This window comes from Nocardia sp. NPDC051900 (assembly GCF_044452545.1).
GTDB lineage: Bacteria > Actinomycetota > Actinomycetes > Mycobacteriales > Mycobacteriaceae > Nocardia > Nocardia sichangensis.
In genome coordinates this window covers 1-9,572 of sequence record NZ_JBITBU010000022.1, presented here as the reverse complement: position 1 = coordinate 9,572, position 9,572 = coordinate 1, and the positions used below count along the sequence as shown (strand labels likewise).

Annotated in this window: 12 protein-coding genes; 7 read left to right on the top strand and 5 right to left on the bottom strand. The window is 69.1% G+C overall.

Features of this window, described 5'->3' with window-relative positions:
• The first annotated feature begins 114 nt into the window (after nucleotides 1-114).
• Genes ACIA5H_RS30585 through ACIA5H_RS30575 form a run of 3 tightly spaced genes read left to right on the top strand, consistent with a single transcriptional unit; the run spans nucleotide 115 to nucleotide 1,583 of the window.
• Complete coding sequence (locus tag ACIA5H_RS30585) at nucleotides 115-276, top strand: DUF4177 domain-containing protein (RefSeq protein WP_085994820.1); 162 nt, start codon at nucleotides 115-117, stop codon at nucleotides 274-276.
• Between the two features lie 17 nt (nucleotides 277-293).
• Nucleotides 294-752 (top strand): RidA family protein, encoded by a 459-nt coding sequence (locus ACIA5H_RS30580; RefSeq protein WP_355078678.1) that lies wholly within the window; start codon nucleotides 294-296, stop codon nucleotides 750-752.
• Between the two features lie 39 nt (nucleotides 753-791).
• Nucleotides 792-1,583, top strand: a complete 792-nt coding sequence (locus ACIA5H_RS30575; protein WP_379256331.1) for an MBL fold metallo-hydrolase — start codon at nucleotides 792-794, stop codon at nucleotides 1,581-1,583.
• Nucleotides 1,584-1,646: 63 nt separating this feature from the next.
• Here the strand turns inward: ACIA5H_RS30575 and ACIA5H_RS30570 are convergent, their stop codons facing one another.
• Together ACIA5H_RS30570 and ACIA5H_RS30565 are read right to left on the bottom strand one after the other, a co-directional pair.
• The gene (locus ACIA5H_RS30570; protein ID WP_039794544.1) at nucleotides 1,647-2,321 is read right to left on the bottom strand and encodes a Crp/Fnr family transcriptional regulator; all 675 of its coding nucleotides are present in this window, start codon (nucleotides 2,319-2,321) and stop codon (nucleotides 1,647-1,649) included.
• A 132-nt stretch (nucleotides 2,322-2,453) separates the two neighbouring features.
• On the bottom strand, nucleotides 2,454-2,696 hold the full coding sequence (locus ACIA5H_RS30565) for a hypothetical protein (protein WP_067799616.1): 243 nt from the start codon (nucleotides 2,694-2,696) through the stop codon (nucleotides 2,454-2,456).
• 223 nt (nucleotides 2,697-2,919) lie between these two features.
• On the opposite strand from ACIA5H_RS30565, the gene nth reads away from it, so the two are divergent.
• The 4 genes from nth (at nucleotide 2,920) to ACIA5H_RS30545 (ending at nucleotide 6,254) form a co-directional block, all read left to right on the top strand.
• Nucleotides 2,920-3,621 carry an endonuclease III gene (gene nth / locus ACIA5H_RS30560; RefSeq protein WP_397079236.1) on the top strand — a complete coding sequence of 234 codons (702 nt, stop codon included), beginning with the start codon at nucleotides 2,920-2,922 and terminating at the stop codon, nucleotides 3,619-3,621.
• Entirely contained in the window at nucleotides 3,618-4,262 is a 645-nt protein-coding gene (locus ACIA5H_RS30555) for a TlpA family protein disulfide reductase (protein ID WP_397079111.1), read from the top strand. Before nth ends, ACIA5H_RS30555 begins: the two co-directional genes overlap by 4 nt.
• 85 nt (nucleotides 4,263-4,347) lie before the next feature.
• Nucleotides 4,348-5,064: a CoA pyrophosphatase gene (locus ACIA5H_RS30550; RefSeq protein WP_355078675.1), complete on the top strand. Its 717-nt coding sequence runs from the start codon at nucleotides 4,348-4,350 to the stop codon at nucleotides 5,062-5,064.
• The gene (locus ACIA5H_RS30545; protein ID WP_355078674.1) at nucleotides 5,061-6,254 is read left to right on the top strand and encodes a MarP family serine protease; all 1,194 of its coding nucleotides are present in this window, start codon (nucleotides 5,061-5,063) and stop codon (nucleotides 6,252-6,254) included. Before ACIA5H_RS30550 ends, ACIA5H_RS30545 begins: the two co-directional genes overlap by 4 nt.
• A gap of 194 nt (nucleotides 6,255-6,448) precedes the next feature.
• Here ACIA5H_RS30545 and ACIA5H_RS30540 read toward each other — a convergent pair whose 3' ends face one another.
• The 3 genes from ACIA5H_RS30540 to nhaA are packed head-to-tail and all read right to left on the bottom strand — an operon-like array spanning nucleotide 6,449 to nucleotide 9,274.
• Entirely contained in the window at nucleotides 6,449-7,384 is a 936-nt protein-coding gene (locus ACIA5H_RS30540; protein WP_379256328.1) for an alpha/beta fold hydrolase, read from the bottom strand.
• Between the two features lie 45 nt (nucleotides 7,385-7,429).
• Nucleotides 7,430-7,936 (bottom strand): phage holin family protein, encoded by a 507-nt coding sequence (locus ACIA5H_RS30535; protein ID WP_356963459.1) that lies wholly within the window; start codon nucleotides 7,934-7,936, stop codon nucleotides 7,430-7,432.
• 33 nt (nucleotides 7,937-7,969) lie between these two features.
• Nucleotides 7,970-9,274 (bottom strand): Na+/H+ antiporter NhaA, encoded by a 1,305-nt coding sequence (gene nhaA, locus ACIA5H_RS30530; RefSeq protein ID WP_397079106.1) that lies wholly within the window; start codon nucleotides 9,272-9,274, stop codon nucleotides 7,970-7,972.
• Nucleotides 9,275-9,572: the final 298 nt, after the last annotated feature.

Genomic DNA, 9,572 nt, shown 5'->3' with positions numbered 1-9,572 from the left:
CCGCCACGTCCGCGACGAAGTCGCCAGCGGCGGTCGCGCAAACGCGAGCCACAAGGGGGCCGCGAACACGCCGCGACGAAGTCGCGGCAATCAGACAGAGCTACGCTCTCGCACATGAGTGATACGACCTTGTGGGAGTACGCGACCGTGCCGCTGCTGACGCATGCGACGAAGCAGATTCTCGATCAGTGGGGAGCCGACGGCTGGGAGCTGGTCACCGTGCTGCCCGGCCCTACCGGTGAGCAGCACGTCGCCTATCTCAAGCGGCCCAAGTAGCGGAGGAGGGTGACGCAGTGACCCAGTGGGAGAAGAACCTCGCCGAGCTCGGAATCACCCTGCCCCCGGTCGTGGCGCCGGTCGCGGCCTATATTCCCGCGATCCGCACCGGGTCGCTCGTCTATACCTCCGGTCAGCTGCCGTTCGTGAACGGCGAGCTGTCGGCGGTCGGCAAGGTCGGCGCGGAGGTTTCGGTGGAGGCGGCCAAGGAAGCGGCCCGGCTGTGCGCGCTCAACGCCTTGGCCGCGGTGCACGACCTGGTCGGGCTGGACGCGGTGGTTCGGATCGTCAAGGTGGTCGGATTCGTGGCTTCGGCACCCGGATTCGGCGATCAGCCGGTGGTGATCAACGGTGCGTCGGAGTTCCTCGGTCAGGTCTTCGGTGACGCGGGCAAGCACGCGCGCTCGGCCGTCGGCGTCTCCGAACTTCCCCGGAATACTCCGGTCGAAGTCGAACTGATCGCCGAGGTGCGCTAGACCGGAACAGTCGGCTCCGTTTCTATCCGAGGTTTTGCGATGACGTTGACACACCCCGCCTACGGGCAGCTCCGACAGGTCACCGAGACGGCGGCGGTGCTGCTCGCCGACAATCCGGGACAGATGACCCTGGAGGGAACCAACACCTGGATCCTGCGGGCGGCGGGCCGGTCGGACTGTGTGGTGGTGGACCCGGGTCCGAAGGACGAGTCGCACAGCGCCGCGATCGCCGAGGCCACCGGTGGCCGGGTCGCTCTCACCTTGATCACCCACCACCACCACGACCACACCGGCGGGATCGATCATCTGGTCGAACTGACCGGGACATCCGTGCGCGCCAAGGATTCCGGCTTTCTGCGCGGCTCGGCTGCCGCCTTCGCCGACGGCGAGGTGATCGAGGCCGCGGGCCTGCGGATCACCGTGCTGGAAACGCCGGGCCACACCGACGACTCGGTGAGTTTCGTCCTCGATGACGCGGTGCTGACCGGCGACACCATCCTCGGCGCTGGCACCACCGTGCTCGGGTCAGGCAGTGGTGCGCTGGCCGACTATCTGTCCTCGCTGGACCGGCTGCTGGAAGCGGGCAAGGGCAAGGCGTTGCTGCCCGCGCACGGCCCGGATCATCCGGATCTCGAGCCGGTGGCCCGCTACTACATCACCCACCGGCACGAGCGCCTCGGCCAGGTGCGGGAAGCGTTGCGGGTGCTCGGCTCGGATGCGGACGCGATGGCGGTCGTACGGCGCGTGTACGCCGATGTGGACGAGCGGCTGTGGCCCGCGGCGCGCAGTTCGGTGCAGGCGCAGCTGGACTACCTGCGCGTGCACGGCTGACAGGAACAACGGAACGCCGGGTTCAGTGGAGCGCTGAACCCGGCGTTCGTCGTTCGGGGCGTGTTACCGGGCGCGGCGGGCCAGGCGCTCGGAGTCGGAGATGAGCACGCTCTTGCCCTCCAGCCGCAGCCAGCCGCGATGCGCGAAGTCGGCGAGCGCCTTGTTCACGGTCTCGCGGGAGGCGCCGACCAGCTGGGCGATCTCCTCCTGGGTCAGGTCGTGGGTGACCCGCAGCGCGCCGGCTTCCTGCGTGCCGAAGCGCTGTGCGAGCTGCAACAGCGCCTTGGCGACGCGGCCGGGCACGTCGGTGAAGATCAGATCGGCCAGGTTGTTGTTGGTCCGGCGCAGGCGGCGGGCGAGGACGCGGAGCAGTTGCTCGGCGATCTCGGGGCGCTGGTCGATCCAGGTCTTGAGGGCGTCGCGGTCCATCGTCACCGCGCGCACCTCGGTCACCGTGGTGGCGGTGGAAGTGCGCGGACCGGGGTCGAAGATGGACAGCTCGCCGAACATGTCGGACGGGCCCATGATGGTCAGCAGATTCTCGCGCCCATCGGGCGAACGGCGTCCGATCTTCACCTTGCCGGACGTGATGATGTACAGCCGGTCACCCGGCTCACCCTCGTTGAAGATGACATGACCGCGCGGGAAATCCACCGGCTGAAGTTGCTTGGCGAGGGCGGCCACCGCAGTGGGCTCGACGCCCTGGAAGATGCCTGCTCTGGCGAGGGCCTCGTCCACGAATGTGCTCCTTAGGGAAATGGCTCTGTACCGGACCGAAGCGACTCGGCCAACAGCGCAGTCTACGCGGCGTCACTACAGCGTAGTGACGGACACCACGTAACGAGTGGATTGCGCGACACTTGCGCCGCGTCAGCTGGCGCGGGCCACGTCCATCTCATCGCCGCGGGAGCGGCGCTTGCGCATCCGGGCGACGGCGGCGGGCAGACCGAGTTTGGTCAGCTCCTTCACCTCGGCGTTGCTTGCCTTGTCCAGGTACTGCTGAACCTCTTCGTCGGGTTCGAGAAGCTTGCGGAGCCGGTTCTCGACCCGCTCCATACCCAGTGCGAACAGCATCAGCACCACTGGGAAGAGCACCACAGCGAGTCCTTGCATGACGAGCAGTAAACACGGTCGAGGTCTCAGATGGAACACGGCAACTGAACTGGAAGGACAACGTTGTCTGCCGATTCCGTATGGTGGACGCGTGCGCGTCTCCCCCTCCACCGCCTCCGGGAACGGGCTTCCGCCCGGCTCCGAGCCCTCCGGAACGCCGCCGGTCGCCGCCGCGGCTCCGAATCGGAAAACCAAGGCACGACAGGCGGAAACCCGGCTCGGGCTGGTCCGCCGCGCGCGCCGGATGAACCGTGAACTGGCGACCGCCTTCCCCGACGCGCACTGCGAGCTGGATTTCACCACACCGCTGGAATTGGCGGTGGCGACAATACTTTCGGCACAATGCACCGACGAGCGCGTGAATCTCACCACGCCCGCGGTGTTCGCCCGTTACCCGGACGCGCGGGCCTACGCCGAGGCAAATCGCGCGGAGCTGGAGGAATACATCCGGCCGACCGGGTTCTACCGGAACAAGACCTCCTCCCTGATCGGACTCGGCCAAGCGCTGCTGGAACGTCACGGCGGTGAATTGCCTCACACCCTGACCGAACTGGTCCAGCTCCCCGGCATCGGGCGCAAGACCGCCAACGTCATCCTCGGTAACGCGTTCGGGGTCCCCGGCATCACGGTCGACACCCATTTCGGTCGCCTGGTGCGCCGGTGGGGATGGACCGACGAGGAGGACCCGGTCAAAGTCGAGCACATCGTCGGCGCGCTGATCGAGCGCAAGGAATGGACGATGCTGTCGCACCGGGTGATCTTCCACGGACGGCGCGTCTGCCATTCCCGCAAGCCGGCGTGCGGTGCGTGCGTCCTGGTCAAAGACTGTCCGTCGTTCGGGATCGGGCCGACCGATCCGGAGGCCGCGGCCAAGTTGGTGAAGGGGCCGGAGCGGGAGCATCTGCTCGAGCTGGTGGGCCGGTGAGTTCTGAGCCCTCGGGCCGAAGGAGTGCGGGACATGCGTGGCGCTGGGCACTTGCCGGTCTGATCGTCGTGGTCGCGCTGGCGGTCGCGGTGTGGCCGCGCGGCGACGACCGGAGCGAGGAGCAACCCCAGGCTCCCGTTGCCTCCGGCGTCTCCGATGACCTGCGCGCCGCCGCCCATCTGTCCGACTGCCCGAGCGGCGCGGCCCTCGGCAACGGTCCGCTGGCCGGGATAACGCTGGGATGTCTGGCGGACGGCGAACCGGTCGACCTGGCCGCCGCGCTGGCGGGCAAGCCCGCCCTGCTGAATCTCTGGGCCTACTGGTGCGCACCGTGCGCCAGAGAGTTGCCGTATTTGCAGCAATACGCCCAACGCGCCGGAAACGCGATTACGGTGCTGACCGTGCACAGCGACCCTGATGAGGCCAAGGCACTGTCCCGTTTGCGCGGACTGGACGTGAGATTGCCCGGCGTGCTCGACGCCGACGCGCGAGTGCGCACAGTCGTCGGCGCCCCCTCTGTGCTGCCGATCTCGGTGCTTGTGCGTGCCGACGGCTCGATAGCCGACGTCGAGGTGCGCGCTTTCGACGGGGTGGATGACATCGCGAATACCGTCGCGGGCAAGCTCGGAGTGGCCGCATGACGATGCGGGTGGACGAATCAATGGTGGAGGTGACGGTGCGGGCGTGCACGCGGGTCGGTGGGCGAATGCGCGGGGGAGGTGCGCGATGACCATCGAAATGCCCCCCGGCATCCCGAACTGGCTGACCCGCTCGGCCGAACCGGCCCTCGACAGCGCCGACACCGCGACCAGGGCGCGTGCGCTGCGCCGCGCCATGACCGTGACCTCGAAGCCGCGTCAAGCGGCGGTGCTCGTGCTGTTCGGCGGCTCGCCGGAGCCCGACCCGGACGCCCCCGGCGGTCTGCCCGCCGACGCGGAGGTGCTGCTCACCCAGCGCGCCTCCACCCTGCGTCAGCATCGCGGCCAGGTGGCCTTCCCCGGTGGCGCCGCGGACCCGGGCGATGCCGGGCCGATCGATACCGCGCTGCGGGAGGCGTGCGAGGAAACCGGCCTCGACCGTTCCGGCGTGGAACCGTTCGCGGTACAACCCAAGCTGTTCGTGCCGGTCTCTCGTTTCGACGTGACGCCGGTGCTCGCGTACTGGCGTACGCCGGGTGCGGTGCAGGTGGTCGACCGGAGCGAGACCGAGCGGGTCGTGCGCGTGCCGCTCGCGCAGCTGCTGGATCCGGCCAACCGCTTCCTGGTTCGCAGCCCGCTCGGTTATCAGAGCCCGGCGTTCCAGGTGGACGGGATGCTGGTCTGGGGCCTCACCGGCGGCATCCTCGCCGGGATCAGCAAGGCCGCGGGCTGGGATCGCGAGTGGGACCACGCGGACGTCCGTGATCTGCAGACCGCACTCGCCGCCGTGGGGATGACGTTATGAGTTCGTCGGCCTGGCTCGACATCGCCGTCGTGCTACTGGCCCTGCTCGCCGCTTCTTCGGGCTGGCGGCAGGGCGCGGTGGCCTCCGCGCTCGCCTTCCTCGGCGTGGTGCTCGGCGCGGTCGCGGGCATCCTGATCGCGCCGCACATCCTGGTGCACGTCGACGAGGGCCGCACCAGGGTGCTCACCGGCGTGCTGCTCATCGTGGTGCTGGTGATCGTCGGTGAAGTCGCGGGCATGGTGCTCGGGCGCGCGGCGCGCAGCGGCATGCGTCATCCGTTCACGCGCAGCGTGGACAGCGTGGTCGGCGCGGGGCTGCAGGCGGTCGCCGTGCTGGTCACCGCGTGGTTGCTGGCACTGCCGCTGGCCACCTCGTCGCAGCCGGCCATCGCGACCGCGATCAACGGCTCGCGGGTGCTGGCCGACGTCAACGACGTCGCGCCGAACTGGCTGCGCAAGCTGCCCAACGAATTCTCCAAGCTGCTCAACACCTCCGGTCTGCCGGACGTGATCGGGCCGTTCGGGCGGGCGCCGATCGCCGCGGTGGAACCACCGGATCCGAGCGTGCTGGCCAGCCCGGTCGCCGCCTCGCTGCAGCAGAGCGTGCTGCGGATCCGCGGTGTCGCGCCGAGTTGCCAGCGGGCGCTGGAGGGCTCGGGCTTCGTGATCGCCCCGGAGCGCGTGATGACCAACGCTCACGTCGTCGCGGGCACGACGAGCGTCGACGTGGACACCGCCTACGGCTCGCTGCCCGCTTCGGTGGTGCTGTTCGACCCGTTCACCGATGTCGCGGTGCTCTCGGTACCCGGACTCACCGCTCCGGTCGTGCCGCAGGCGCCGTCGCCCGCGCGTACCGGCGACAGCGCCATCGTGCTCGGCTACCCGGGCGGTGGCCGGTACACCGCGAGCGCGGCCCGGATCCGCGAGACCCTGGATCTGACCGGCCCGAACATCTATCGCGACGGGACGGTGAAGCGTGAGGTGTACACCGTCCGCGGGCTCGTCCAGGCGGGCAATTCCGGTGGGCCGCTGGTGGATACCGAAGGGCAGGTGCTCGGGGTCGTCTTCGGCGCCGCGGTGACCGACAACGACACCGGTTATGTGCTGACGCTCAACGAAGTCCGCTCCGAACTCGAAGCTTCGCAGCGTTCCGATGGGCCGGTGGCCACGGGGGCGTGTGTGCTGAGCTGATCCGCGACGCGGGTCGGCCGTACCACCGGAACGGAGCCGTGGTATCGGGTGTCGCCCCGATGTCGCGGAACTCGTTCCGCTGCAGGGCTTGGTCGCGACTTGGGCAGGCGGAAGCGCGGGATCGGTGTGGGTACGCGCTTCCATCGAACCGAGACCCGGCCGCGAACCCGTGGCAGGGCCGGAACGCGAAGCGTTCAGCCGAGGAGTTTGGCCAGTTCCTTCGTCACGGCGTCCGGGTTCTCCTGGTGGGCGAAGTGCCCGGCCGCCGGGATACCGGCCAGCCGCCGCTCCGGCGAGAGATGGAGGTCGCGGCGGAAGGTTCCCGGCAGTACGTACGGGTCCAGCTCGCCGCGCATGGCCAGGACGGGGATGCGGATGGGTTGGCGCATGGTCGCCATGAACCGGCGGCCGTCCGGACGCCACTGGCTGCGGAAGGCCCAGCGCTGGTACTCCAGTGCGCAATGCGCGGCGCCGGGGATCCGGATCGCCGACCGCATCCGCTGTGCGGTGTCGACGAATTCGGCGGTGTTCGCCCAACCCGCGCTGACCCGTTGGCGCAGCAGCCGTTCCACTTCGAAGCCGTCGGCGGTGGTCAGCAAGTGCTCGCCGTACCAGGGGAGCTGGTAGCGAAGGAAGTTCGGCAGCCAGGCCGCGCGCTGGCGGCGGTTGCGCAGCACGGAACTCTTCAACGCCGACGGATGCGGCGAGCCCACCAGCGCGATCGAGCGAACCAAGCGCGGATGCAGCACCGCCGTGGTCCAGCAGACCAGACCGCCCTCGGCGTGCCCGGCGAGCGTCGCCTCGGTGTAGCCCAGCGCCCGGATCAGCCCGGCGACGTCACCGGCGAGCGTCCAGCCGTCGTAACCGCGCGGCGGCTTGTCGCTGTCGCCGTAGCCGCGCAGGTCGACGGCCACGGTGCGGTAGCCGAGCTCGGCCAGGCCGGTCAGTTGGTGCCGCCAGGACCACCAGAAGTCGCCGAATCCGTGCAGCAACACGACCAGCGGTGCGTCGGACCGTTCGGGCGCCGCGTCCACGACGTGGAAGCGGATGCCGTTGGCGTGCACGTCCCGATGCGTCCACGGTCCGTCGTAACGGACGCTGGACGGATCCGGGAGCAAGTTCGCCGACACGCCGATCGAGCCTAGTAGCCGCCGTACCGGCTCGCGCACGCGCGCCTAGGAAGTCTGCTTCTCCAGGGCGAGGCGGTCCTCGTGCGCGGCCGCGCCCAAGCCGTGCGGCAGCACCGTGCGCGCCTGCTTGAGCGAATCGATCGTCTTCTCCGGCGCGCGCAGTTTCTTCACCCGCCGGTAGCCGAGGAACGCCAGTACCGCGGTGGCGACGACCATGAGCAGGAAGACGATCAGGAAGGCCGCCCAGCGCGCCAGCCACACGTCGAGCAGTTCGCCGAGGAAGAAGAAAAAGAAGAACGTGCTGAACAGCAGCACGGTGAGCGCGAGGATGAAGTAGACGCTGCCCTGCAGGCCCTTCTTGATCTCGCCGGTGACCTCGGCCTTGGCCAGTTCGACCTCGGCGCGGACCAGGGTCGACATCTGCTCGGCGGCGTCGCGCACCAGCGTCCCGAAACTGGCGTTGCCGAGCGGATCGGCATCCGTGAGGGGAATGGAGGTGACCGTACGACCGCGCTCCGCGTCGCTCCCGTTACCGCCGTGGTTGAAACTCACTTGGTCGACCCTTCTCCCTGTCCCGGCACTGCTTCAACTCCCGTTCGATCGGCGGTGCTCCCGGTGCCCTCCGTGGTCACGCAGGCTACCGCCTCCGGGCGGATCGCTCGCGCCGCCGTATTGTTCACGTTGTAGCGCACGGGCGTCCCGCCGAGCCTGGTGGACACGCCCACGCCGCAACAGTAGCGCCGAACCGGCGAGCGACGCCGCCATTGATGTCACCAACACAGCGGCCTTCGCCAACTCGACGGCCGACCCGTCCGCGACATCGGCGAGGGCGAGTTCCGCCACGAGAAGGCTAACCGTGAAGCCGATCGCGCCGAGCACCGAGAGGGCGAACATGTCCCGCCAGCCGAGTCCGCTGGGCCGCGTCGCGACGCCCAACCGGATTGCCACCCAGCTCATCCCGAAAATCCCGAGCGGTTTGCCCACCAGCAGGCCGAGAATCACGGCCAGCGCGAGCCGGTCGGTGAACAACTCACCGAAGACCGTGGGATTCAACGGGACTCCGGAGGCGAACAGGGCGAACAGCGGAACGCACAACCCGGCGGAGACCGGCTGGAAGATGTGCTCGAGCTGGGTGGCGGGCGCTTCGGATTCACCGGGATCCGCACGCACCCGGGTGAGCAGGCCGAGGGCGACGCCCGCCAGGGTGGGATGGATGCCCGCCTCGTGTAGCGCGTACCAGGACACCAACGCAAGCGGCACGTAGAGCAACGGAGTGCGGATTCGCGCGCGTTGCCCCGATGCCCACCCGGCGAAGCACCCGGCGGCGACGAGCAGCCACAGCAGCGACACCGTCGTGGTGAACAGCACCGCGATCAGGACGATGGCCATCAGGTCGTCGACCACGGCCAGGCTGAGGAGGAAGACCCGCGCGCCCGTGGGGATGCGTGAACCGGTCAGCGCCAGGACGGCGAGCGCGAACGCGATGTCGGTGGCGACGGGGATGGCCCAGCCGCGGTCCATGCCGGGGATCCCGAACCCGACCATCGCCGCGATCAGCGCGGGCGTCACCACACCGCCGATCGCCGCGATGACCGGCAGAGTGGCGCGTCTGCGGTCGGCGAGTTCGCCGACGACCAGTTCGCGTTTGAGCTCCAGGCCTGCGACGAAGAAGAACACCGCGAGCAGACCGTCCTCGGTCCACTCGGCCAGGGTCAGTTCCAGATGCAGCGGCGGAATCGCGACGACCGTCTCGGTGATCGTTTGATAACTGGCTCCCCACGGCGAGTTCACCCACAGCAATGCTCCGGCCGCCGCGATCAGGAGGAGTGCGCCTCCGAAGGTTTCCGTGCGGAGGTAGCGGGACAGTTCCGAGCGCACTCGCGTGATCACGGGAAACCTTTCGGCCGGTGGTCGGGCGGCGCGGCCGCGGCACCCACCGGCGTCGGCTGAAGGGGTGCGCGACCACTCGCCGACCAGACTTCCCGGCACACCTGACGCAATCTTAACGGGTGCGGCCGGTACCGGGTCCCGGCACCGGCCGCGCTCAGCGCTGTGTGATCAGCCCTTGCCCGCCCGAATCGCCTCGAAGACGCTCGGGTCGACGAGGGTGGAGGTGTCGCCGAGTTCGCGTCCTTCGGCGACGTCGCGCAGGAGTCGGCGCATGATTTTGCCGCTGCGGGTTTTGGGG